Annotated in this window: 18 protein-coding genes; 10 read left to right on the top strand and 8 right to left on the bottom strand. The window is 68.5% G+C overall.

Translation table 11 applies throughout. The features are described 5' to 3' along the window. Positions 1-79: 79 nt before the first annotated feature. The 8 genes from GIY56_RS13600 (at position 80) to GIY56_RS13565 (ending at position 11,024) form a co-directional block, all read left to right on the top strand. A complete protein-coding gene (locus GIY56_RS13600; RefSeq protein WP_154765396.1) occupies positions 80-1,462 on the top strand; it encodes a YncE family protein in 1,383 nt (460 codons plus the stop codon). Between the two features lie 25 nt (positions 1,463-1,487). Then, a complete protein-coding gene (locus tag GIY56_RS13595; protein WP_154765395.1) occupies positions 1,488-2,582 on the top strand; it encodes an ABC transporter substrate-binding protein in 1,095 nt (364 codons plus the stop codon). Then, positions 2,561-3,616, top strand: a complete 1,056-nt coding sequence (locus GIY56_RS13590) for a FecCD family ABC transporter permease (protein WP_328288551.1) — start codon at positions 2,561-2,563, stop codon at positions 3,614-3,616. The genes GIY56_RS13595 and GIY56_RS13590 overlap by 22 nt, the downstream gene beginning before the upstream one ends. After that, positions 3,613-4,398, top strand: coding sequence for an ABC transporter ATP-binding protein (locus GIY56_RS13585; protein WP_154765394.1), 786 nt, complete (start codon positions 3,613-3,615; stop codon positions 4,396-4,398). The genes GIY56_RS13590 and GIY56_RS13585 overlap by 4 nt, the downstream gene beginning before the upstream one ends. A 129-nt stretch (positions 4,399-4,527) precedes the next feature. After that, positions 4,528-6,768, top strand: coding sequence for a FepA family TonB-dependent siderophore receptor (locus tag GIY56_RS13580; RefSeq protein WP_154765393.1), 2,241 nt, complete (start codon positions 4,528-4,530; stop codon positions 6,766-6,768). 95 nt (positions 6,769-6,863) lie between these two features. Beyond that, positions 6,864-8,462, top strand: a complete 1,599-nt coding sequence (locus GIY56_RS13575) for a GMC family oxidoreductase (protein ID WP_154765392.1) — start codon at positions 6,864-6,866, stop codon at positions 8,460-8,462. Next, on the top strand, positions 8,459-10,057 hold the full coding sequence (gene ggt / locus GIY56_RS13570) for a gamma-glutamyltransferase (RefSeq protein ID WP_328288550.1): 1,599 nt from the start codon (positions 8,459-8,461) through the stop codon (positions 10,055-10,057). Before GIY56_RS13575 ends, ggt begins: the two co-directional genes overlap by 4 nt. A gap of 4 nt (positions 10,058-10,061) precedes the next feature. After that, positions 10,062-11,024: a 2-hydroxyacid dehydrogenase gene (locus tag GIY56_RS13565; protein WP_230312531.1), complete on the top strand. Its 963-nt coding sequence runs from the start codon at positions 10,062-10,064 to the stop codon at positions 11,022-11,024. A gap of 54 nt (positions 11,025-11,078) precedes the next feature. Here GIY56_RS13565 and GIY56_RS13560 read toward each other — a convergent pair whose 3' ends face one another. After that, positions 11,079-12,449, bottom strand: coding sequence for a dicarboxylate/amino acid:cation symporter (locus GIY56_RS13560; protein ID WP_154765391.1), 1,371 nt, complete (start codon positions 12,447-12,449; stop codon positions 11,079-11,081). Positions 12,450-12,676: 227 nt separating this feature from the next. Between GIY56_RS13560 and GIY56_RS13555 the strand changes: the two genes are divergently transcribed. Both GIY56_RS13555 and GIY56_RS13550 read left to right on the top strand, forming a co-directional pair. Further along, entirely contained in the window at positions 12,677-14,341 is a 1,665-nt protein-coding gene (locus GIY56_RS13555; protein WP_230312530.1) for a sensor histidine kinase, read from the top strand. After that, positions 14,338-15,657 (top strand): sigma-54-dependent transcriptional regulator, encoded by a 1,320-nt coding sequence (locus GIY56_RS13550; protein WP_154765389.1) that lies wholly within the window; start codon positions 14,338-14,340, stop codon positions 15,655-15,657. Before GIY56_RS13555 ends, GIY56_RS13550 begins: the two co-directional genes overlap by 4 nt. Here GIY56_RS13550 and cysW read toward each other — a convergent pair. The 7 genes from cysW to GIY56_RS13515 form a co-directional block, all read right to left on the bottom strand. Further along, positions 15,654-16,487 (bottom strand): sulfate ABC transporter permease subunit CysW, encoded by an 834-nt coding sequence (cysW, locus tag GIY56_RS13545; RefSeq protein WP_154765388.1) that lies wholly within the window; start codon positions 16,485-16,487, stop codon positions 15,654-15,656. The two genes, GIY56_RS13550 and cysW, sit on opposite strands and share 4 nt — an antisense overlap. Then, entirely contained in the window at positions 16,484-17,341 is an 858-nt protein-coding gene (gene cysT / locus GIY56_RS13540) for a sulfate ABC transporter permease subunit CysT (protein ID WP_154765387.1), read from the bottom strand. The genes cysW and cysT overlap by 4 nt, the downstream gene beginning before the upstream one ends. Then, complete coding sequence (locus tag GIY56_RS13535) at positions 17,338-18,333, bottom strand: sulfate ABC transporter substrate-binding protein (RefSeq protein ID WP_328288549.1); 996 nt, start codon at positions 18,331-18,333, stop codon at positions 17,338-17,340. Before GIY56_RS13535 ends, cysT begins: the two co-directional genes overlap by 4 nt. Next, positions 18,330-19,427: a sulfate/molybdate ABC transporter ATP-binding protein gene (locus tag GIY56_RS13530; RefSeq protein WP_154765386.1), complete on the bottom strand. Its 1,098-nt coding sequence runs from the start codon at positions 19,425-19,427 to the stop codon at positions 18,330-18,332. Before GIY56_RS13530 ends, GIY56_RS13535 begins: the two co-directional genes overlap by 4 nt. A 205-nt stretch (positions 19,428-19,632) precedes the next feature. Then, positions 19,633-21,633 carry a capsular polysaccharide biosynthesis protein gene (locus GIY56_RS13525; RefSeq protein ID WP_154765385.1) on the bottom strand — a complete coding sequence of 667 codons (2,001 nt, stop codon included), beginning with the start codon at positions 21,631-21,633 and terminating at the stop codon, positions 19,633-19,635. A 7-nt stretch (positions 21,634-21,640) separates the two neighbouring features. Continuing rightward, positions 21,641-22,741, bottom strand: coding sequence for a polysaccharide biosynthesis/export family protein (locus tag GIY56_RS13520; RefSeq protein WP_456238462.1), 1,101 nt, complete (start codon positions 22,739-22,741; stop codon positions 21,641-21,643). Positions 22,742-22,881: 140 nt separating this feature from the next. Further along, on the bottom strand, positions 22,882-23,946 hold the full coding sequence (locus tag GIY56_RS13515) for a capsular polysaccharide export protein, LipB/KpsS family (protein WP_328288548.1): 1,065 nt from the start codon (positions 23,944-23,946) through the stop codon (positions 22,882-22,884). Between the last annotated feature and the right edge of the window lie 143 nt (positions 23,947-24,089).

Raw genomic sequence — 24,089 nt, 5'->3', positions numbered from 1 at the left:
ATATACTGCTGCACGCGATCGAAGCCAGCCCGCATGACGGACAAGCCGCAAAAGCGATCCAGTTCCCAAGGAGATCCTTATGGCAATCCCCAACCGCCGCCATGCCCGCGCCCTGTTCGGCGCTTCCATCCTGGCCTTGTTGGCAAGCGGCCCCTTGCTGGCCGATACCATCTTCACCCCCACCTCGGACGGGTTCATCGGGGATGTCAGCGCCGCCGCGCCCGACCGCGCGCCCATTTACGCAGGGACAACGGTGGCCATCCAAGGAGAGGGCCTGACCCCCGGCCAGCAGATCACGCTGATGCGCGGCACCACGGTGCTGAACGCCGACGGCCCGCTGACCGTGGCGCAGGACGGCACCTTCAGCCTGGACGTGACCGTGGATGAAGACGCCGCGACCGGCCTGCACCCCATCGTTGTGATCGGCGAAAACCCCGCCGCCGCGACCGTGGTGGATCTGAAGGTCTCGCCCGAAATCCCGGTGTCGGGGCAGGACAAGTTCGCCATCCTCAGCCAGCCGGTGACGCGCGGGCTGTATCAGGTGGCCTACAGCCCGAAATCGGACGCGCTGTTCGTGACATCCGCCGTGGGACGCCCGCCGGTCAGGCAGTCGGCGCTGGTCAAGGTGAACCCGGACACGCTGGAAACCATCGCCTCGGTCACGCCCGAGGCTGCACCTGCGGATGGCGTCTTTGCCGTTTATGGCGTTGCCGTGGATGACGCGAACGGCACCGTGTGGGTGACGAACACCCGCCAGGATACGGTCGCGGTCTATCGCCAGGACGACCTGTCGCTGGTCAAGCAGTTCGAACCCGGCGCCGCGCCCCATCCCCGCGACGTGGTGATCGACGGGGACCGCGGCCGCGCCTATGTCAGCACCAGCATGGGACCTGAAATCCTGGTCTTCGACACCAGGATGATGGAACAGCTGGACCCGATCACCGTCCCGTCCACCATCCGGGGCGAGGAGTTCGGGACCATGGCCCTCGATCTGGACGCCAGGACCGGCACGCTGGTCACGGCCAGCCTGAACACGCCCGAGGCCGCCGTCATCGACCTGAACAGCGGCGCGGTGAAGGTGTTCGCGATCAAGGGCGCCCAGGGCACCGCGGGCGCGGCCTATGACGCGGGGGACGGTCTGCTGTTCGTCACCGCGCAGAAGACCGACAACCTGCTGATCCTCAAGGCCGACACGGGCGAGGTGCTGCACGACGTGGACATCGGGGCGGGTCCGCTGAACGTCACGTTCGATCCCGTCAGCCGCCACGCCTTTGTCGCCAACCGCGGATCGGGCACGATTACCGTGGTCGATACCGAAGGCCGGATCGTCGCCAACCTGGACGCGGGCAGCTTCCCCAACCAGTTGCGCGCCGATGGCAAGGGCAATGTCTATGCCGTCAACAAGTCACGCGGCGAGGATGACGAGGCCGGCGACCGCGTCTGGCGCATCCACGCCAACTGATCCTGCCGCGATGAAAGGAAAGCCCATGCGTCTTCGTCGCCTTGCCACGGCCATGGCCTGCGCCTGCCTGGGCTTTCCGGCCTTGGCCCAGATCACCGTGACCGACATCCTGGACCGGCAGGTGACGATCCCCGAACCCGCCGACCGGATCGTCCTGGGCGAGGGGCGGCACCTGTCCGTCCTGGGCCTGATCCATGACGATCCGGTGTCGCTGGTCGCAGGCTGGCGGTTGGAGCGGCCCCTGGACGAGCCGACCATGGCGGCCTGGCGCGCGACATTCCCGGCCATCGACGCCATCCGGACCGTGGGCGGCGGCGCGCGCGGCATTTCCGCCGAAAGCGTGATTGCCTTGCAGCCCGACCTGCTGGTGATGTCGCTGATGGACGCGAACGATCCCGCCATGCAGCGCGCCCGCGCGCAGATCGAGGCGGCGGGCATTCCGGTCGTTCATGTCGATTTCTTTTCCCACCCGCAGGAAAATTCCATCCCCAGCCTGCGGATCCTGGGCAAGCTGACCGGGGCCGAGGATCGGGCCGAGGAATTCGCGCGATTCTACAATGAGCGCCTGGACCGCGTGCGCGACCGGCTGGCCACCAGCGACGCGCCCCGGCCCGGCGTGTTCTTCCACGTCCATGCGGCGGCGCAGAACTGCTGTTCCACCGTGGGGCAGGGGGTGTTTCACGACTTCATCGCCACGGCGGGCGGGCGCAACCTTGCCGCCGAGGTCGCGCCGGGTGTGCAGGGCAATGTCAGCCTGGAATACCTGATCGGCGCGGATCCGGATTTCTACATCGCCACCGGCGGTCCGCACATGGCGGCGCGGGGCGGGTTGGTGCTGGGGTCGGGGGTGGACGCGGATCAGGCCCGCGACAGCTTCGCCGCGCTGACGGGCGCGCCGGGCTTTTCTTCGCTGACGGCGGTGCGGAACGGCCATGCGGCGGGGGTGTGGCACCTGTTCAACGACTCGCCCGTCCACATCGCCTTGATCGAATACCTGGCGAAAACCTTTCACCCGGACCTGTTCGCGGACCTTGACCCCGCCGCGACATTGGCCGAGATCGAGACCCGCTTTTCCCCGGTGGCCGTGGACGGAACGTGGTGGATCGACAACCGGCAATAGGCGGCGTCCTGCTGCACCGTTATCACCGGCAGAACCGCCGCCGCGCGGTTCTGGTGGCGGCCATGGCGCTGATCGCGGCGCTTGGCGTCGTGCTGGATTTGATGACCGGGCCTGCGGGGCTGCCGCTGTCGGAAACCCTGCGCGCCCTGACCGGGGGCGAGGTCGCGCGCGGAACCGCCGTCATCGTCTGGCAGGTCCGTCTGCCTGTCGCGGTCCTGGCGCTGCTGGTGGGTGCGGCGCTCGCCCTGTCCGGGGCGGAAATGCAGACGGTGCTGGAAAACCCGCTGGCCGAACCCTTTACGCTGGGCGTCTCCGCCGCCGCCGCATTGGGCGCGGCAACGGCTATCGTCCTGGGCCTGACCCTGCCGTGGCTTCCCGCGCAATGGTCGATTTCCGCCAATGCCTTCCTGTTCGCCCTGGGCGCGCTGGCGCTGCTGCAACTGCTGGGCCGGCTGCGTGGCGGCGGCCCCGAGGTGCTGATCCTGTTCGGGATCGCGCTGAACTTCGCCGCCGGGGCCTTCCTGTCGATCCTGCAATTCGTGGCCTCGGCGGACGCGTTGCAGCAACTGGTCTTCTGGACCATGGGCAGCCTGGCATCCGCCACCTGGCAGGGGGTGGCGGCGTTGGCCCTGGTGCTGGCCGCCTGCATCCCGTTTTCCCTGCGCGCCGCCTGGCAGTTGACCGCCCTGCGCATGGGCGAGGATCAGGCCCGCAGTTTCGGCGTCGATGTGGACGCGCTGCGCCGCTGGACGCTGCTGCGGGTCAGCCTGCTGGCCGCGACCGCCGTGTCGCTGGTGGGCGTGATCGGCTTCGTGGGCCTGGCCGGGCCGCATATCGCCCGGATGCTGGTGGGCGAGGATCACCGCTTCTTCCTGCCCGCCAGCATCCTGACCGGCGCGCTGGTCATGTCGCTGGCATCCACCCTGTCCAAGATGGTCGTGCCGGGGGTGCTGCTGCCCGTGGGGCTTGTCACGTCGCTGATCGGTCTGCCGGTGTTCTTCTGGCTGATCCTGCGCGGGCGCGCCCGGCGATGAGCGGGCTTCGGATCGAAAATGTCAGCCTGCGTTACGGCGCGCGCCCGATCCTGCGCGACCTGACGCTGCCGGAACTATGCCCGGGCGAGGTCACGGTCCTGGCCGGTCCCAATGCCGCCGGAAAATCCACGCTGCTGCGGGCCATCGCCCAGCTTGCGCCTTATCGCGGGCGCATCACGCTGGAGGGCGAGGATCTAGCCCGGATGCCCCTGCGCCGCCGTGCCCGGCTGATCGGGGTGATGCCGCAGGCGCTTCCCGCCGGGTCGTCGCTGGTCGTTCTGGAAAGCGTGATCGCCGCCTTGCGGGCGGGCAGCGACGGTTTCACGCGCAAGGCCGATGCGCAGGCCATGGCCGTGCTGGACCGGCTCGGCATCGCCGATCTGGCGATGGAGCCGCTGGACCAGTTGTCCGGCGGGCAGCGCCAGATGGTCAGCCTGGCCCAGGCCATCGTCCGCGATCCGCGCGTGCTGCTGCTGGACGAACCGACCAGCGCGCTGGATCTGGCCCGGCAGGTGCGCCTGCTGGGCGAGTTGCGCGCGCTGGCAGGGGAAGGCCGGATCGTGGTGGCCGTGCTGCACGACCTGGCGATGGCCGCGCAATGGGCGGACCGCATCGTCCTGCTGCACCGGGGCGAATTGCATTCCAGCGGCCCGCCCGCGACCGTGCTGACACCCGACCTGCTGGCCCGGGTCTATGGCGTGCGCGCCCGGGTCGAGCGTTGCTCGCAAGGCCGCATCACCGTCCTGATCGACGGCGAGGTCCAAGGCGGGCCGCGGCTGTGACATCACGACGGCACTGAAACTATTTTTATCAGGAATATTGCAAGCGCCGCTCGCAGATGCTTGAAGCGCCCGGGAAGCCCGCGAACGCCAGCCAGAAATCCTTGATCCTGAAAAATAAGGAGCCTTGTCATGGCGGCCTTTCGTTCGCGGCTTGTCTCGGGCACGTCGCTGTCGCTTCTGGTGTCGGCCGGCCTGGTCGGCGCGCCCGCCCACGCCCAGGAAACCGGCGAAGTCACCGTTCTGGAAGAAATCGTCCTGACCGCCGAGGAGCAGGCCAAGCAGGCGCTCGGCGTGTCCCAAGTGACCGCCGAGGACCTGGAAAAGCAGCCCGTGGTCAACGACATCGCGGAGGTCGTGCGCAAGCAGCCGGGCGTGAACCTGACCGGATCGACGGCCACCGGCCAGCGCGGCAACCAGCGCCAGATCGACATTCGCGGCATGGGACCGGAAAACACGCTGATCCTGATCGACGGCAAGCCGGTGCTGTCGCGCAACTCCGTCAAGATGAGCCGGGGCGGCGAACGCGACACGCGCGGCGATTCGAACTGGGTGCCCGCCGAACTGATCGAGCGGGTCGAGGTCATCCGAGGCCCGGCGGCGGCGCGCTATGGATCCGGTGCTTCGGGCGGGGTGGTCAACATCATCACCAAGCGGCCCGAGACCTTTACCGGCCAGGTGGGTCTGCACTGGAACCAGCCCGAGAACGACAAGGAGGGCGTCACCAAGCGCACCAACTTCATGCTTGCGGGTCCGGCGGGCGAACGGCTGACCTTCCGCGTCTTCGGCAACTACAACGAAACCGGCGGCGACGACCCCGACCTGAACCCGCCGCAACTGAACGACGACGGAGAGCTGCAAACCTATGCCGCGCGCGAGGGCGTGGTGAACAAGGACCTCGGCGCGCTGCTGACCTGGGATGTTGCGCCCGGACACGAGCTGGATCTGCAGTTCGACCTTTCCCGCCAGGGCAACATCTATGCAGGCGATACCCGCAACGGTGCCGTCAGCGAGGATGCGGCCAGTCTGGTCGGATCGGAAACCAGCCGCATGTATCGCCGCACGCTGTCCACGACGCATCGCGGCGAATACGGTTTCGGCGAATCGATGAGCTATCTGCAATGGGAGCAGACGGACAACACCCGCCTCTGCACCGGCCTGGCCGGCGGTCCCGAGGACAACTATGTCCCTTGCGTCGATACCGACGGCGACGGCGAGGACGACGCCTTCCGGTTCAACACGATCGACCTGGACAACATCACGGCCAAGACCGAATGGATCATGCCGATGAACCTGGGCGGCAAGGCCAGCAGCCTGACCCTGGGCGCCGAATACCGGGGCGAATTCATGCATGACCCGAATTCGATCCTGAACGACCTGCCCGAAGACCTGGCCGAGCTTCTGGGCATCCCCGCCGATCCCGCCGACCGCGAGACCGACAGCGAGCAGAACCTTGTCGGGTTCTATGCCGAAAGCAACATCGAATGGAACGAACGCCTGACCCTGACGCCCGCGCTGCGCTATGACTACAGCGATGCGTTCGGGGATGCCTGGTCGCCCGGGCTGAACGCGACCTATGAATTCAGCGACGCATGGACGATGAAGCTGGGCGTGGCCCGCGCCTTTAAGACGCCGAACCTGTTCCAGTTGAACCCGAACTATGTTTACCGCACCCGCGGCAACGGCTGCCCCTGGTTCGACGGCATCCAGGTCGAGGGTCCCTGCCTTGTCGTGGGCAACCCGGATCTGGAGGCGGAAAAGAGCCTCAATTCCGAAATCGGCATCGCCTATGCGGGCGCGCAGGGCATCAATGCCAGCCTGACCTATTTCCACAACGACTACGACAACCGCATCGGCTCGGGCTTCGTCCAGTACAACACGGGCGCGACGACCGACCGGCTGTATCGCTGGGAAAACGAGGGCAAGGCCGTGATCTCGGGTCTGGAAGGCAACTTCTCGACCGACCTGGGCGAGCGTTTCGCGTTCAACGCGAACTTCACCAGGATGATCAAGTCGGAAAAGGACAATGGCGAACCGCTGAGCCTGGTCCCCGACTACACGATCAACGCCGCGCTGGACTGGTATGCGACCGAGGCGCTGACCGTGACCCTGTCGGCCACCCATTACGGCAAGATCGAGGCCGCGTCCTCGAACTCGATCACCAACGAGGACTATGCCGACACGGAAAGCCGCGATCCCTATACGCTGGTGAACCTGGGCGGCACCTGGCAGATCAACGACACGGCGCGGGTGTCCGCGGGCATCACCAACCTGCTGGACAAGACGGTGGTGCGGACAGGCACCGGATCCAGCGCCAATACCTTCAACGAACCGGGCCGGGCCTTCTATGTCAGCCTGAACAAGTCGTTCTGATCCTGGGGCTGTAACCCTTGTGCGGTCCGGCCTTCTGGCCGGGCCGTTGCATCGGCCGCTTGTGTAGTCCGGGCTTTGCGGCCATCCTCTCGCGCATGGAAAACTGCGATTACATCGTCATCGGTGCGGGCAGCGCGGGATGCGTGCTGGCGAACCGCCTGTCCGCCGACCCGAAGGCGCGCGTCCTGCTGCTGGAGGCGGGGGGCCGCGACAACTACCACTGGATCCACATTCCGGTGGGCTATCTGTATTGCATCGGCAACCCGCGCACCGACTGGGGCTTCAGGACCCAGGCCGAGGAAGCCCTGGGTGGCCGGTCGCTGCTCTATCCGCGCGGGCGGGTGATCGGCGGCTCGTCCTCGATCAACGGCATGATCTACATGCGCGGGCAGGCGGCGGATTATGACGGCTGGCGGCAGATGGGCTGCACCGGCTGGGCATGGGACGACGTGCTGCCGCTGTTCAAGGCGCAGGAGGATTTCTATCGCGGCGCCGACGACGCCCACGGCGCGGGCGGCGAATTGCGGGTGGAAACCGCGCGCGTCCGCTGGGCGGTCCTGGACGCCTTCATGCAGGCCGCCGAACAGGCGGGCATCCCGCGCACGGATGACTTCAACCGGGGCGACAACGAAGGCAGCGGCTATTTCGACGTGACCCAACGCGCCGGCTGGCGGTGGAGCGCGGCCAAGGCCTTTCTGCGCCCGGTCCTGTCCCGCCCCAACCTGCGCGTCCTGACCGGGGCCGAGGTCGAGCGCCTGGTGATCGAGAACGGCGAGGTCGCGGGCGTCGTCTTCCACCACCGCGGCCAGCGGCAAGAGGTGCGGGCCGCGCGAGAAACGGTTCTGGCGGCAGGGGCCATCGGGTCCGTGCAGATCCTGGAACAGTCGGGCATCGGGCGCGGCGACGTTCTGCAAGCCGCAGGCATCGCGCCGCAGGTCGAGGTTGCGGGCGTGGGCGAGAACCTTCAGGATCACCTGCAATTGCGGCTGGTCTACAAGGTGACGGGCGTTCCGACGCTGAACGAGAAGGCGTCCCGGCTGCTGGGCAAGGCCGCCATCGGGTTGGAATACCTGCTGAAGCGGTCCGGGCCGATGTCCATGGCGCCCAGCCAGTTGGGGATTTTCGCAAGGTCGGGACCGGACAAGGCCACGGCGGATCTGGAGTTTCACGTCCAGCCGGTCAGCCTGGACAAGTTCGGCGATCCCGTCCACCCGTTCCCGGCCATGACCGCCAGCGTCTGCAACCTGCGTCCCGAAAGCCGGGGGTCGGTCCATGTGACCGGCCCGGATTTCCGCGCGCATCCCGCCATTCGCCCGAATTACCTGTCCACGCCCGGCGACCGGGACGTGGCCGTCCGCGCCATCCGCTTGGCCCGCAAGATCGCGGCGCAGCCCGCCTTCACCCGCTATGATCCCAGCGAGCACGTGCCCGGCATTGCCTTCCAGACGGACGAGGATCTGGTCCGGGCGGCAGGCGCGGTGGGCACGACGATCTTCCATCCGGTCGGCACCTGCCGCATGGGCGCGGACGACGGCGCGGTGGTGGACCCGCGCCTGCGGATGCGCGCGGTGGGACGGCTGCGGATCGCGGATGCGTCGGTCATGCCGACGATCACCAGCGGCAACACCAACGCCCCGGTGATGATGATCGCGGAAAAGGCCGCGCGGATGATGCTGGAGGATGCGCGGGCGTGACCCTGCCCTTTGCCTGCGAAAAGCGCCCTGCCTCCGGCTCGCGGGGCGTTGTCGTGACCAACGCGCCCCTGGGCACGGCGGCGGGGGCCGAGATGCTGGCAGTCGGCGGCAATGCCGTGGACGCTGCCGTCGCCGCGCTGCTGACGCTGACGGTGGTGGAGCCGATGATGGTCGGCATCGCGGGCGGCGGCATCGCGCATCTGCGGCTGGCAGACGGGCGGCACGTGGTGATCGACGCGCTGTCGGTGGCGGGGCAGGGTGCGCGGGCGGACATGTTCACGCCGGTGTCGGATCTGCCGGACCGCTATATGGACACCGAGGGACGGCGGAACATGGTCGGGCCGTCGGCGGTGGCAGTGCCGGGCAACCTGCGCGGCTGGTTCCTGATGCAGCGCCAGTATGGGCGGCTGCCCTGGGCCGACGTGGCCGAACCCGCGATCCGCGCGGCGGCGCGGGGCTTCACCGTCAGCCCCTATCTGCACGGCGCGATCCGGGAACATCAGGACGACCTACGCGCCGACCCAGAGATCGCGCGCATGTTCCTGCCAGAGGGCGCACCGCTGGCGCCGGGGTCGCGGCTGGTCATGGGCGATTACGCCGAAAGCCTGCGCCTGATCCAGGCGCAGGGGGACGCGGCGCTGCACGGCGGCGATCTGGGCCGCGCCTTGGCGGATCGGCTGGCTGACGGGGGGCACGTCACCCTGGCCGATCTGACGGCGGCCAAGGCTATCCAGCGGCAGGCGATCTTCGGCACCTATCGCGGCCACACCATCGTCGGCCCGCCGCCGCCCGCATCCTCGGGCGTCCACATCGTCCAGATGCTGAACATGCTGGAACCCTTTGACCTGCGCGCCATGGGCTTTGCCAACCCCGATGCGATGGACCTGATGGCGCGGGCAATGGCCCTGGCGTTTCAGGACCGGCGCGCGGCCTCGGGCGATCCCGATTTCGTCGATGTGCCGGTGGACCGCTTCACGTCCAAGGACTATGCCCGGCAACGGATGGCCCATGAAAGCCGCGACACCACGCATGTGACCGTGGCGGATGCGGACGGAACCATCGTCAGCGCCACGCACACGATCAACGGCCTGTGGGGCGCGCGGTTCATGGTGCCGGGAACGGGGATCATCCCCAACAACTACATGCTGAACTATGACCCCCGGCCGGGGCGCGCGCTGTCAGTGGCGCCGGGCAAGCGGGTGCCCACCTCCATGGCGCCGATGATGGTGCTGCGGGACGGGCAGCCGCTCTATGCGCTTGGCCTGCCGGGGGGCGTGCGGATCTTTCCCTCGGCCATGCAGGCCATCGTGAACCTGATCGACCACGGCATGAGCCTGCAACAGGCGGTCGAGGCCCCGCGCCTGTGGACCGAAGGGCATCACCTGGAACTGGAACCCGCCTATGCCGCCCAGGCCGACGCGATGCGGGCGCGCGGCCATGAGGTGCGGCCCGTCAAGACCATCGGCGGCGGCATGAACGCCATCGGCTTCGCGCCCGACGGCACCATGACGGGCGCTGCCTGCTGGCGCGCCGACGGCACGGTGATGGCGCAGGGCGGCGGGTTGGCCCGCCCCGGCATCCGCTTCGTGATCTGAGGCCATGATGACCACCCTTGCCCTGCTGGACCCCTCGACCCCCGAACGGCTGGATCGCCTGCGGCCCTTCCTGCCGCCCGGGTGGCTTCTGACAACCGCCAAGTCGCGCGATCCGCAGGACCAGCTTGCCGCCCTGGAAAGGGCCAGCTTCGCCATCACCGGCGACATGCCCGTGACCGAGGCGATGTTCGCCACCCCGGGGCTGCGGGCGGTCCACAAATGGGGTGTGGGCTATGACGGCATCGACCTGGAGGCTGCGCGCAGGCATGGTGTGCGGGTGCTGCGCACGACCGGGTCCAACGCGGTGGCGGTGGCGGAAACCACGCTGGGCCTGATCCTGGCCGTCAACCGCAACATCGTGCGCGGCCACATGGGCATCCGCGACGGCGGCTGGCCCAAGGGCGCCGTCGCGTCGCGCGCCGCCACCCTGTCGGGCCGCACCGTGGGCATCGTCGGCATGGGCCATATCGGCAAGGCCCTCGCGCGCCTGCTGCGGGGGTTCGGCTGCCCGATCCTCTACACCAAGCGCACCCCCCTGCCACAGGCCGAGGAAGCGGACCTGAACGCCCGTTTCGCGCCGCTGGATGACCTGCTGGCATCGTCCGACGTGGTGACGCTGAACTGCGAGTTGAACGACAGCACCCGCGGCCTGATCAACGCCCGCCGTCTGGCGCTGATGAAGGGCGACGCGATCCTGGTCAACGCCGCGCGGGGCGGGGTGCTGGTGGAAGCGGATTTGGCTCAAGCGATCCGCGGGGGCCGGTTGCGCGGGGCCGGCATCGACGTGTTTTCCGTCGAACCTATCGCGCCCGACAACCCGCTGCTGGGCCTGGACCGGGTGGTGCTGACCCCTCATCTGGGGGCGCTTGACGCAGAAAGCTTTGCGCCCACGGTGGCGCGGATGATGGAAAACCTGCTGGCGATCCGGAACGGAACGCCCCCGCGCGACAGCGACATTCTGGTCTGACGCATGAAAAAGGGCGCCGCATCGCTGCGGTGCCCCGGTTCCGTTTTCCGACGTTCAGTCCGCGCTGCTTTCGCCCAGTTGCAGGCCCGCCGGGTGAACGGCCAGCCCGGTGACCGGGGCTGCCAGGCCCTCAGGCTCGCGCCCGCCCATCACGGCATCGAACCGCTCGCGATCCAGGGCGCCGTGCCAGCGGCTGACGACGACCGTGGCGACCGCGTTGCCGATGAAGTTGGTGATGGACCGGCATTCCGACATGAAGCGGTCCACGCCCAGGATCAGCGCCATGCCCGCGACCGGGACGGTCGGCACCACCGACAGCGTGGCGGCCAGCGTGATGAAGCCCGCGCCCGTCACGCCCGCCGCGCCCTTGGACGACAGCATCGCGACGGCCAGCAGCAGCACCTGCTGTTGCAGCGTCAGGTCGGTGTTCGTGGCCTGGGCGATGAACAGCGCGGCCAGCGTCATGTAGATGTTGGTGCCGTCCAGGTTGAAGCTGTAGCCGGTCGGCACGACCAGGCCCACCACGGGGCGCGCGCAGCCCGCCTTTTCCATCTTCTCCATCAGCGAGGGCAGGGCGGATTCGGACGACGAGGTGCCCAGGACCAGCAGGATCTCGGCCTTGAGATACGAGATCAGCCGGAAGATGGAAAAGCCGTTGACCATGCAGACGGTGCCCAGGATCACGATCACGAACAGCGCCGAAGTCAGGTAGAACGTGCCCACCAGCATCGCCAGGTTCATGATCGACGCGATGCCGTATTTGCCGATGGTGAAGGCGAAGGCACCGAAGGCGCCGATGGGGGCGGCCTTCATCAGGATGTCCACCACGCGGAAGATCGCGAAGCTGGCGGATTCCAGCAAGGTCAGCACGGGCTTGCCCTTGTCGCCGACCAGGATCAGGCCGATGCCGAACAGGATCGCCACGAACAGCACCTGCAGGATGTTGCCTTCGACAAAGGCTGACACCAGCGTGTCGGGGATGATCCCCATCACGAAGCCCACCAGCGAGGTTTCATGCGCCTTTTCGGTATAGGTCGCCACGGCGCCCGCATCCAGGGACGCGGGGTCGATGTTCATGCCCTGGCCCGGCTGGATCACGTTCGCCACGATCAGGCCCACGATCAGCGCCAGCGTCGAGAAGGTCAGGAAATAGGCGAATGCCTTGCCCACGACCGAACCCACGCCGCGCAGCGAACCCATGCCTGCAAGGCCGGTGACGATGGTCAGGAAGATGACGGGCGCGATGATCATCTTGACCAGCTTGATGAAGCCGTCGCCCAGCGGCTTCAGCGCCTCGCCCGTTTCGGGATAGAAATGGCCCAGCAGGGCGCCCGCCGCGATGGCGATGACGACCTGGAAGTACAGGTGACGATAGAACGGCCGCTTCTGATGGGCCACGGGATGCGCGGATGGGTCCAGCTGCATGGAAAGGCCTCCTCCTGCCTGAGTGTCGATGCGATGGCGGGCATCCTACGCTGCGGGCAGAGCTGCCCGAAATTCTTGCCACATGGCAGCAATGCGCTGAAAACATGGCTGTTTTCGCCCGATGGCGCCCTGGACATGTGTGGTTTTCCGCACAGGCCGAAGCTGCTAGTGTGGAAAGGGAAACACAGTGCCGGAACGCCAGACTCGTGCGGGATGAACAGGATGCCTTGCGGACAGCCAGCGATTCGCCGCCCTCGTCCCGGCTGGCAGGATGGCTGGCCCTTGCCGTTGCCTTGGCCTTGCTGGTTCTGGTTCCCGCCGCGGCCTTTTGGGGCGTCCGGTCCAACGCCCTGCAGGGCCTGCGCGACGAGGGGCTGGCCGCCGCGCAGTCGCGCGCGCTGACGCTGGAAAGCATCCTGGACCGGCAGCGCGCGGTTGTCGCGGTCCTGGCCGACGACGCCATGGTCAAGGCCACGCTTCGCGGCGAGGCGATCGACCGGCGCGATGCCGTCTCGGCCAAGCTGGAACGGTTGCGGTCCGAGACGCAAAGCACCGTCCTGTATCTGCTGGACGCCACGGGCCGGACCGTTGCCGCGTCGAACTGGAACCAGCCCGACAGCTTCGTGGGCCACGATTACGGTTTTCGCGATTACTTCCGGCTTGCGGACCCCACCGCGATGGAATTCGCGCTTGGCACCGTCAGCCGGCAGCCGGGCCTGTATCTGTCCCATGACGTGCGGGACGGCGCGGCGCTTCTGGGGGTGGTGGTTGTCAAGGTGGAATTCGACGCGCTGGAGGCCGCCTGGGCGCGCAGCCCGAACGCGACCCATGTGACCGAAGCGGATGGCCGGGTGATCATCACCACCGCCGCCGACCTTCGCTTCACGACTACCCCGCCGGTGGTGCCCGCCAGCCTGCGGATCACCCTGCCGGTGCGGGGGACGGGATGGACCCTGGCCATGCACGCCCCGACGCGGGAAGCGCGGCAGACGGCCCTCTATGCCGCAGGCACGGCGGGTCTGGCGATGCTGCTGCTGATGGCGCTGGCCGACCAGGCCCGCCGCGCCCGGCTGCGCGCCACCCGCAAGGCCCAGGCGGACCGCGCCTATCGCATCACCCTGGAGCGCGCCGTGGCCGAACGCACCCGCGACTTGTCCGAGGAGATGCGCGAACGCCAGATGGCCCAGCAGCGGCTGTCGCAAATGCAGTCCGATCTGGTGCAGGCCAACAAGCTGGCGACCATGGGCCAGATCACGGCGGGCGTCGCGCACGAGATCAACCAGCCGCTGGCCGCGATCCGCCTGCTGGCGGAAAACGGCCAGGCGATGCTGCCCGGCGGTCCGGCGGGCGACAACCTGGCCCGCATCAGTCGCATGGCCGACCGGATCGGCCAGATCACCGACCAGCTTCGCGGCTTTGCCCGCAAGGCCACGGGCCAGATCGGCCCGGTTCCCCTGCGCCCGGTGATCGAGGCCTCGTTGATGCTGACCGCCAGCCGCCGCAAGGCCGGCGACATGCCGGTCCACCTGCCCGGGATCCCTGACGGGCTTGCCGTCACCGGCGAACAGGTGCGGGTGGAACAGATCCTCGTGAACCTGCTGACCAACGCCTTCGAGGCGCAGGAAGGCTGCGCCGATCCCGGCATCCGCCTGGGAGTCGAAGCGGGCGCCGACCGCGTCACGCTGACCGTTTCGGACAACGGTCCCGGTTTGCCGCCGCAGGTCAGGGACCAGCTTTTCGCGCCCTTTGCCACCAGCAAGCCGCAGGGCCTTGGCCTGGGGCTGGTCATTTCCCGCGACATCGCCCGCGACCTTGGCGGCGAACTGACCGCCGACGACCCGGTGCCGGGGCAGGGCGCCACCTTCCGCCTGACCCTGCCGAGGGCGGCATGACGGGGCTGGTCCGGCTGGTCGAGGACGACGAGGATCTGCGCGCGGCCCAGGTCCAGACCCTGCAACTGGCGGGCTTCCGGGTCGAGGATTTCGGGCTTGCCGCCGATGCGCTGGCCGGCATGACGCGCGACTATCCGGGCGTGGTGCTGTCCGACGTGCGGATGCCCGGCATGGACGGGTTGCAACTGTTCGGGCGCCTCCACGCCATCGACCCCGACCTGCCGGTGATCCTGCTGACCGGGCATGGCGACGTGCCGATGGCGGTGGCCGCGCTGAAGGCCGGGGCCTACGATTTCCTGACCAAGCCCGTGGGGCGCGACGTGCTGCTGGCCGCGCTGAACCGCGCCGCCACTGCCCGCGCCCTGGTGCTGGAGAACCGCGAATTGCGGCAGGCCAGCCACGACGCATCCGACAGCTTCCCCGAGCTTTCCGGCAGCAGCGAGGTCATGGTCCATCTGCGCGCCGCGCTGGACCGTGTGTCCCAGGCCGAGGGGAACGCCCTGCTGACCGGTCCCGACGGGTCGGGCAGGCTGTCCGTTGCCCGCGCCATCCACCGCCAAGGCCCGCGCCGCGCCCGCGCCTTCGTGCATCTGGCCTGCGACGCCCTGGACGACGCGCGGTTCGAGGCCGACCTTCTGGGCAGCGAGGCTGCGGCCCCGCGCGGCACCCGCAAGGCGGGCCAGCTTGAACGGGCGCAGCGGGGCGTGCTGTTCCTGGACCGCGTGGATGCGCTGACGCCCGCCATGCAGGCGCGGCTGTCCGCGATCCTCGAGGCGGGAGAGTTCTGGCCTGCGGGGGCCGCTGCCCCGCGCGGGATGGATGTGCAGCTTCTGGCCTCGACCGCCGCCGATCCGGCGCGCTTGGCCCAGGGAGCGTTCGACGCGCGGCTGTTCTATCGCCTGTCCGGCACCGTCCTGCCGGTGCCGCCGCTGGCCGAACGGCGCGAGGATATTCCGGCGCTGTACCGCCATTTCCTGCTGGCGGCCTGCGCGCGGCTGGACCGGCCCGCGCCCGCGATGACCGGCGCAGTCAAGGCGCGGCTGTCGGGGCATGGCTGGCCGGGCAACCTGCCCGAACTGCGCGGCTTCGCCGAAAGCCAGGCCATCGGCGTGACGCCCTTCGACGCGCAGGAAGGCGGCGAGGCGCCGGGCCTGTCGGATCTGGTCGCGGTTTACGAGGCCGAACTGATCCGCGACGCCCTGCGGCTGGCGGGCGGCAATGCCACGGCGGCCATGGCCCGGCTGCGCCTGCCGCGCAAGACATTCTATGACAAGCTGGCGCGGCACGGCATCAGGCCGACCGACTTCCGCCGCTAGCGGGTCCGGCCTTCAAGAACCGTTTTCAGCACCAGCACCACAAGCGCGATCAGCGTCAGGGTGGACGCGGCGGCGAAGGCGCCGACGATGTTGAGGTCGTTGAACAGCAGTTCGATCTGCAAGGGCAGGGTGTTCGTCTGCCCCCGGATCGCGCCGGATACCACCGACACCGCGCCGAATTCGCCCACGGCCCGCGCCGTCGCCAGCACCGCGCCGTAAAGCAGCGCCCAGCGGATATTGGGCAGCGTCACCCGGCGGAAGATCTGCCAGCCCGACGCGCCCAGCGTCAGCGCCGCCTGTTCCTGTTCCGACCCCTGCGCCTGCATCAGCGGCAGGACTTCGCGCGCGACAAAGGGGCTGGTGACGAATAGCGTCACCAGGATGATGCCGGGCAGCGCGAACAGGATCTTCACATCGCCCGCCGCCAGCACCGGACCAAGCAGCCCTTGGCGTCCATAAAGCAGCAGATAGCAGACCCCGGCGATGATGGGGGAAATCGAAAACGGCAGCTCGATCAGCGTCAGCAGCGCCTTGCGGCCCGGAAAGGTAAAGCGCGCGATCAGCCAGGCGGCGGCAATGCCGATGGCCAGGTTGACGGGCAGCGTGATGACGGCCACGACCGATGTCAGCCAGATCGCGTGCAGCGTGTCCGGGGCCATGATGTTCTGCGCAAAGACCGCGAAGCCCTCGGACAGCGCGCGCCAGAAGATATAGACCAGCGGCACCACGACGATGAACAGGGTCAGCGCAACGGCAAGCCCGATCAGCAGCCACTGGGCGCGGCGGTCCTGGCGCGGGGCCAGGGCGGCGGGGGCGATAGCGGGCGTCATGCCGGAACCCTGCGCCGGGTCAGGCGCGATTGCAGCCAGTTCGACACGACCAGCAGCGCCAGGGCGATGGCGACCAGGGTCAGGGCGATGGCGGCGGCGCCGTTGTAATCGTATTCCTCGAGCCGGATCACGGCCAGAAGCGAGGCGATTTCCGTCTTCATCGGCAGGTTCCCGGCGATGAAGATCACCGCGCCGAACTCGCCCAGCGACCGGGCGAAGGCGATGGTGGTGCCGATCAGATAGGCCGGCAGGATCGCCGGAAAGATCACCCGCGTGAAGATTTGCCACGGCGTCGCGCCCAGGGTGCGGGCGGCTTCCTCTTGCCCCGGCTCCAGATCCTCCAGGATCGGCTGGACGGTGCGGACCACGAAGGGGATCGAGGTGAAGGACATCGCGACCGCCACACCCCAGATGGTATAGACGACCGGAAACCCGGCAGGCGCCAGCACCTGCCCATACCAGCCGTTTTCCGAAAACAGCGCCGTCAGCGCCAGGCCCGCCACGGCGGTGGGCAGGGCGAAGGGAATGTCCATCATCGCGTCCAGCAGCCTGCGCCCCGGAAAGCGGTAACGCACCAGCACCCAGGCCATCAGCAGCCCGTAGGCCGCGTTGAAGACCGTCGCCAGCGCGGCGGCGGTGATGGTCAGGCGCAGTGCGGCCAGGGTGCGGGGGGCGGTCACGATCTCCCAGAACCGGACGGGACCGATTTCCGCCCCCTTCAGCACCAGGGCGATCACGGGCAGCAGGACGATGATGCCGACATAGGTCAGCGTCAGCCCCATCGTCAGGCCAAAGCCCGGAAGCACCCGCTTCTGCCGCCCGGCGGGGAAGCCCGTGACCGCCGCAACGCTCATTGGTTCACGAACACGGAATCGAGGATCCCGCCTTCGGCGAAGTGTTCTTGCTGCACCTTGTCCCACCCGCCGAACACATCCTCGACCGTGACCAGCTTCACGGCGGGGAAGTTCGCGGCGAATTCGGCGGTGATCGCCTCGTCATGCACGCGGTTGAAGTTCCGGGCCAGGATGCGCTGCGCGTCGGGCGAATAGAGGAAGTCGAGATAGGCCTTCGAGACCTCGGCGGTGCCCTTGCTTTCGGCGTTCTCGGTCACGACGGCGACCGGGAACTCGGCCAGAACCGACAGGGACGGCGTGACCCGTTCCAGCTTGGCGTCGGCGTATTGGCGAGCGATGCCGCCGGTCTCGGCCTCGAAGGTGATCAGCACGTCGCCGATGCCGCGTTCCGCGAAGGTCGCGGTGGCCGCGCGCCCGCCCTGGTCGAAGACGGGGACGTTGGCGAAGATCTTCTTCACGAACTCCTGCGCCGCCGCCTGGTCGCCGTTGTTCTTGTCCAGCGCATAGGCATAGGCCGCCAGATAGGTATAGCGCGCGTTGCCGCTGGTCTTGGGGTTGGGGAAGATCACCTGCACGCCGTCCTGCGCCAGATCGTCCCAGTCGTCGATTCCCTTGGGGTTCCCCTCGCGCACCAGAAAGGCGGGCAGCGAGTAATAGGGGGATGCCTGGTTCGGGAAAGCCTCGCGCCAGTTTTCGTCCACCAGACCGCCTTCGGCCAGCACGTCGATGTCCGTCACCTGGTTGAAGGTCACGACATCGGCGGGCAGGCCTTCCAGGATGGCGCGGGCCTGTTTCGACGATCCGCCATGCGACTGGTCGATGGTGACGGTCCGGCCGGTTTCCGCTTGCCATTTTTCGGCAAAGACCGGGTTCAGTTCGGCGAACAGTTCGCGCGCGACATCATAGGACACGTTCAGGATCGCGTCCTGCGCGGCCACGGGACTGGCGAGGCCAAGTGCAAGGGCAAGGGCGGTGGTCAGGCGGGTCTTCACGGGCGGGCCTCTTTGAGGGGTCGGGATGCGTCAGTGGGGGCGGCAGCGGATGGGGCGCCGCCCGGAAAGATCTGGCCCGCGACGATGCGCAGCCCGACGGGCTGGCCGACCGACAGGCCGCGAGCCTCGCGGCGCGGCACCTCGGCCTCGATCCGGCAACCGGCTTCGCTTTCCGCAACCAGCCGCAGCAGGGCGCCGGTCGTCGCGGTCTCGGTCACGCGGAAGGGGGCGGCGGGGTCGGGAACCGGCTGGATGTCGGCGGGGCGCAGGAACAGCGTGGCGGGACCATCGGGCAGCGCGCGCCGGGGCAGGGCGGCCAGATCCAGGCCCGCCGCCTGCGCCCGGCCCGCGCGCATCGCCACCGGAACCTCGACCGTCAGGCCCAGAAAACGCGCGACGAAGGGCGTCGCGGGGTGGTCATAGATCTCGTCCGGGTGGCCGATCTGTTCGACGACGCCGCCGTTCATCACCACCACGCGGTCGGCCAGCTCGAAGGCCTCCTCCTGGTCGTGGGTCACGAAGATGGTGGTGGTGCCCGCGCTGTCATGGACCCCGCGCAGCCAGCGGCGCAGGTCGCGGCGGACCTGGGCGTCCAGCGCGCCGAAGGGTTCGTCCAGCAGCAGCACGCGGGGTTCGATCGCCATGGCGCGGCCCAGGGCCACCCGCTGGCGCTGCCCGCCCGACAGTTCCGCCGGATAGCGGTCGGACAGGCCGTCGATCTGCAGGAACCGCAACAGCCCGTCCACGGTGGCCGCGATCTGCGCCTTGCCGGGCCGCTGGGCGCGCGGCAGGACGGTCAGGCCGAAGGCGATGTTGTCGCGGACCGTCATGTGCGGGAACAGGGCGTAGTGCTGGAAGACGAAGCCGATGCGGCGTTCGGCCGCCGATTTCCCCAGCCAGTCGGTGCCGTCAAAGGACAACCCGCCCGCGTCCGGCCAATCAAGCCCCGCGATGATGCGCAGCAGCGTGGTCTTGCCCGACCCCGAGGGACCCAGAAGCGCCACCAGTTCGCCCTTGCCAACCTCAAGCTGGATCCCGCGCAGGACGGCGGTTGCGCCAAAGCGCCGGGCAAGATGCGAGATCACAAGCGACATGGGCGGCCTTCCTGTTTGCCCGTCACAGTTAGCAATCGGTCCCTTGCTTGCCAAGGAACGCGGCTGGTTCGCGGGGGCTTGCCCCGAGGAACGGTGTTCCATGCAGGGACCGTTCCGTCCGAGGACGGCCCGATGAGGACCTGCGCCATGCCGCCGGCGTTCGGCCCGAACACAAGGCACGCGACGATTTTCCTTTTTGCGCCCGTCAGCGCCGCCACAGCCAGCTGTGACCGGCCAGGCGGCCCTGGACCTTGGCCAGCAGGCGCAGCGCCGGGGCGCGCGGGCCGATGCTGTCCTTCAGGCGGTCCACCGCGACCTCGACCGGGCAGGGCAGGCCGCTGAGCGGGTCGCGATAGCGGGGATAGGCGATCAGGCAGGCATGAACCAGCGCCGCCAGATCCGGGCGCGCGCGGCGGCGCGGCGGGATCGGTCCCAGGTCGCGGGTCAGCCCCCAGCCTGCATAGAAGGGCGCGCCCAGCACCGTGACGGGCACGCCGCGCAGCAGCGCCTCGAACCCCAGGGTCGAGGTGATGGTCCAGACCTCATCGACATGGGCCAGCAGCGTGACGGGGTCGGCGGCGGTTGCGACCTCGTCCGCAAGACCCCGCAGGTCGGCGGCGGGGATGGCGCCGGGGCGCAGGCCCGCCTCGACATCGGGATGCGGCTTGTAGATCAGATGGGCATCGGGATTGTCGCGGCGGACGCGGCGCAGCAGGTCCAGGTTGGTGCGCTCCGCCCCCGCGCCCAGGCGGATCGAGGCGTCGTCCTGAACCTGGCCGGGAACCAGGATGCGTTTGCGGGTGGTCTGGGCGGGGCGATAGTTGCCCGACAGGTTGTATTTGGACAGGCCCGCATCGCGGATTGCCGCGATCAGCCGCGCCGTCCGGGCCGCCCCGCCGGGCGGCGGGCCGTCGGCGATCAGCCGCTCCAACCGGCTTTCGCGGCTTGGGTCGAAATAGATGCCCTTGTCGTCCGCGATCAGGGACAAGGGCGGCGTCAGTGCCGCGCCAAGCCCCCGGGACCGCAGGAACCCGTCCTCGACCCGGATCGCCTGCGGAACCTCATCCGCCTTGCCTGCCCAGGCCAGCGTGACTTGGTCCGATGGCCGGTTCGTGAACCGCACCCCCCGGCCATCGCCGAAGGCGCGCGCGATGAAGGGGCGTTTCCACAGCCGCATCCCATGGGCCAGGTGGCCGTCGCGGTCCTGGCGGAAGGCCTTGACCTCGGCCTCCAGCTGATCGACGGCACCGTCGAAATCGGTCAGGCGGTCGCGGCAGGGATCATACCAGACCGGCGCCAGAAGGTGGCTGGCGGCAAACAGCGCCTCGACCGAGGCAGGGCCGCGGCGGCCCGGCGGCAAAGGGGCTTCGTCCTGCGACAGGCCCCAGCCGGCATGGAAGGGCTGGCCGAACAGGCGGGGCTTGTGGCCTGCCAGGATCGCCTCGTATCCCAGTTGGGAACTGACGGCATAAACGGCATGGGCGTTTTCCAGCAGCCGCCAGGGCGAGATGTCCGCGTCGCACAGGATCTCGCCGAGCCGCAGGTCGTCCGCGACCAGATGGCCGGGGCGCAGGCCCTGGATCGTCTCGGGGTGGCTGCGCAGCAGGATGGGACGGCCGGGGTGTTCGTGGCGCGCGGCAGCCAGCATGGCCAGGAACCGGTTGCGCCCCGCGCCCATCAGCGAGGCGTCGCCCCGCGTCTGGTCGATCACCATGACATAGCCCGGATCCAGGGCAGGCAGGCCGGGCCGGTGGGCGTTGTATTTCGACAGATCCAGCGCCCGCAGCCGGGCGATCCCGTCGCGGGCCTGCTGTTCATGGCCCGCCGTCGCGCCCTGGGTGACCAGCCGTTCGATCAGCGAGGGGCGGGACGGGTCGAAGTGCAGGCCGAAGGGGTCGATCAGCAGGCCAAGGGGACCGCGCCGGGCCGTGCGCCCCCTGGCGCGTCCGGGCAGGACGGAGCGCAGGAAGGCGTCCTCGACCGTGACCAGCCCCGCGCCGCGCCGTGACGCGATGGCCCGGCCGCGCCAGGCCGTCGGGCTGGCGCCCCAGATGCCGACGGCCTCGCCCTGTCCGGGCAGGCCAAGGCGCAGGTCCCAACCCGCCAGTTGCAGGATGCGCCGCAGGCGGGGGGCGTGCCAGAAGCCGCGGCTGTATGCGAAAAGCCGCCGGTTCTTGCCCCCGGCGGCTTCCTGTTCGTCGGTCATCCGCCCGTCACTGCGCGATGTTGGACACGGTGTTCGCGGTGCTGATCGGCCCGGTCAGCGAGGCCAGGCGCTTTTGCCACTGAACATAGGGCGCCTCGGTCACATAAACCGTGTCCTCGTCCCGGACCAGGAAATCGCGGGCCAGGAATAGCCCGTTGGGCCGCGTCAGATCCAGCACATAGGCGATGCGCTGCGTTCCGGAAACCGTCTTGCCCAGCACGCGCGAGGCCACCGATTCAGGCTCGTCGCGCAGGATGAAGACGCCCGTGGGATCGGCCAGGTTCGAGTTCAGGCCGCCGACCATCGCCACGGCCTCGACCGCATTGATCATCTCGTTGCCCAGGGGAACGCGGGTCTGTCCGCCAAGGGCGCCAAGCGCGGTGAAGCTGCGCTGGTCTTCCTCGACCAGGATCACGTCGCCGGGCCGCAGGGCGATGTCGTTGCTGGAGTTCGAGTAGAGATCGGTAAGCCAGACCTTTCCGGTGTCATTGCCGCGCTTGACGGTGATCACCGCGATCTCGGGTTCGATCGACACGCCGCCGGCACGGGCCAGCATGGCCGACAGCGTCCGCGTCGGCCGCTCGATCGGATAGACGCCCTGCGCCGAGACCTTGCCCATGACGGACACGGTCGCGCCGTCGCCCGCCACGCGGGCCACCGTGACCTGCGGGTCCGGGGTCTGCGTGGACAGCCGTTCGGTGATGACCTGGCGCAGCTGGTCGGGCGTGTTGCCCGCCGCCTGCACCCGGCCCGCATAGGGCACGAAGATATAGCCGCTGCTGTCCACCTGGATTTCCTGCAGCGCGGTCGAGCTGGCCCCCAGCGAGGTCAGCAGCCCGTCATCGACGTTTTCCCAGATCGCCAGACCCAGCACGTCGCCTGCCCGGATCTCGTCCGCGCCGACCTGCCCGGCGCGCAGGAAGCCGTTCGAGAAACCATAGGACGGAACGAAATTCGTGGCCCGCGCCACATGTTCGTTCACATAGATCACATGCGCGTTGCCGCCCTTTTCGACGGCGCCCGAATAGATTTCGTTCTTGCTGGGACCGGAACGCGGCAGGCTGCAGGCCGCCACAAGCGCCATCGCCGCGATCACGACAAGGCGCATGGCCAGGCCCGCCGCCGAACGGGCGGGAGAAAGCTTCACTGTCACCTCTCGAAACTCCTATTCCTTTAGCCCGGACTTGCCGTCCGGTTGTGCCGGCAATGTAGCCCGGCCTGCCCCTGGATGCCACCACTTCATGAAGCCTAGTCCAGAAGTTCGCAAATCTGTTGCCGCCGCTGGAAGCGGCCGGCCGCCAGGGCCTGATAGGGATCCTCGGGGGCAAGGATCAGGTCGGCCGCCAGCCGCAGGGCATGGGCGCGCGAACGGCGGGAATAGAAGCCCCCGGGCACCTGGCTGGTTTGCAGCAGATAGTTGCGGAACACCCGATAGGACGCCATGTCGGGCGCGGACGGCTGGGCCAGGAAGTCCGACAGCGGCTGGTCCGACACCAGCCCCGGCTTGCAATAAACCGCGCGGCCCAGGGCCTTGACCGGCAGGCCGCGCCACAAGGCCTGCTGCGCGGCGGTGGAATTGACCGTGATCACCGCGCGGGCATGGGCCAGCATGTCGGCCAGCTTGCCGCCGCGGAAATAATGCACGCGATCGGAAACGCCGTGCCGGGCCGCGGCCTCGCGGATGGAACGGCGGTTTCTGGCCCGGCCATCCTCCAGCGGATGAGCCTTGAACAGCAGGTGGTGATGCCGGGGGGCGGACCGGGCGAATTCGGCCACGACTTCCTCGACGAACTGGCGATTTCGGGTGAAGGGCGAATGACCCTGCACGCTCGAATCATGTTCCAATTGCATCGGCACCAGAAGATAGGGATTGCCCGACAGCCGGAACCGCTGCCATTGGACCGCGCGCGTCAGCGAATGGAATGGCGTCAGGACAAGGCGGCGCAGGTTCAGCAGGAACTCGTCCCGGACCGTCAAGGCGCGGTGGCTGGCGAACTTGCGATAGCGCCGGTTCGCGACAAGGACCAGGAAGTGATAGAAGGCGCCATAGAACTTGTGGTGGCGCATGTCGCCCCAGCGGGCCGGCGGGCGCCGCACCTCGGACAGGGTGTCGCGAAGGGTGGCGCGCATCTCGGGCAGGGAAATGTCCAGCAGCGCCGAATGGCCGTTCGAGCCGCCGCGTTCGTAGCTGATCCAGTAGGGGCGCAGATAGCCTTCCTCGAACACGTGCAAGCGCAGGTTGAGCGCCTGCGCGGCGGATCGTGCGGCGGCATGGATCGGGCGCACGTCACCGTAAAGCACGATATCCGTCACGCCCCGTTCCGCTATGATCTTCAGAAGACGGGCGGGCCATTCCGCGCTGCTGCCCTGATGGCGCAGCAGGTGATCAGACCGTGTGAAAACACCTGTAGGATTCCCTGACATCCATGCGGGTGATATGCTCAGTCATGGCACAT

Origin of the sequence: Paracoccus lichenicola, assembly GCF_009708075.1 — a bacterium.
Taxonomy (GTDB): Bacteria; Pseudomonadota; Alphaproteobacteria; order Rhodobacterales; family Rhodobacteraceae; genus Paracoccus; species Paracoccus lichenicola.
The sequence above is the reverse complement of the archived record's forward strand: the minus strand, read 5'-3'. Positions and strand labels throughout refer to the sequence as shown.

Excerpts from the sequence above, each read along its gene's own strand:
- GIY56_RS13600 (WP_154765396.1), top strand. The coding sequence starts at position 80 with ATGGCAATCCCCAACCGCCGCCATGCCCGCGCCCTGTTCGGCGCTTCC.
- GIY56_RS13595 (WP_154765395.1), top strand. The coding sequence starts at position 1,488 with ATGCGTCTTCGTCGCCTTGCCACGGCCATGGCCTGCGCCTGCCTGGGC.
- GIY56_RS13585 (WP_154765394.1), top strand. The coding sequence starts at position 3,613 with ATGAGCGGGCTTCGGATCGAAAATGTCAGCCTGCGTTACGGCGCGCGC.
- GIY56_RS13580 (WP_154765393.1), top strand. The coding sequence starts at position 4,528 with ATGGCGGCCTTTCGTTCGCGGCTTGTCTCGGGCACGTCGCTGTCGCTT.
- GIY56_RS13575 (WP_154765392.1), top strand. The coding sequence starts at position 6,864 with ATGGAAAACTGCGATTACATCGTCATCGGTGCGGGCAGCGCGGGATGC.
- GIY56_RS13565 (WP_230312531.1), top strand. The coding sequence starts at position 10,062 with ATGATGACCACCCTTGCCCTGCTGGACCCCTCGACCCCCGAACGGCTG.
- GIY56_RS13560 (WP_154765391.1), bottom strand. The coding sequence starts at position 12,449 with ATGCAGCTGGACCCATCCGCGCATCCCGTGGCCCATCAGAAGCGGCCG.
- GIY56_RS13550 (WP_154765389.1), top strand. The coding sequence starts at position 14,338 with ATGACGGGGCTGGTCCGGCTGGTCGAGGACGACGAGGATCTGCGCGCG.
- cysW (WP_154765388.1), bottom strand. The coding sequence starts at position 16,487 with ATGACGCCCGCTATCGCCCCCGCCGCCCTGGCCCCGCGCCAGGACCGC.
- cysT (WP_154765387.1), bottom strand. The coding sequence starts at position 17,341 with ATGAGCGTTGCGGCGGTCACGGGCTTCCCCGCCGGGCGGCAGAAGCGG.
- GIY56_RS13530 (WP_154765386.1), bottom strand. The coding sequence starts at position 19,427 with ATGTCGCTTGTGATCTCGCATCTTGCCCGGCGCTTTGGCGCAACCGCC.
- GIY56_RS13525 (WP_154765385.1), bottom strand. The coding sequence starts at position 21,633 with ATGACCGACGAACAGGAAGCCGCCGGGGGCAAGAACCGGCGGCTTTTC.
- GIY56_RS13520 (WP_456238462.1), bottom strand. The coding sequence starts at position 22,741 with ATGCGCCTTGTCGTGATCGCGGCGATGGCGCTTGTGGCGGCCTGCAGC.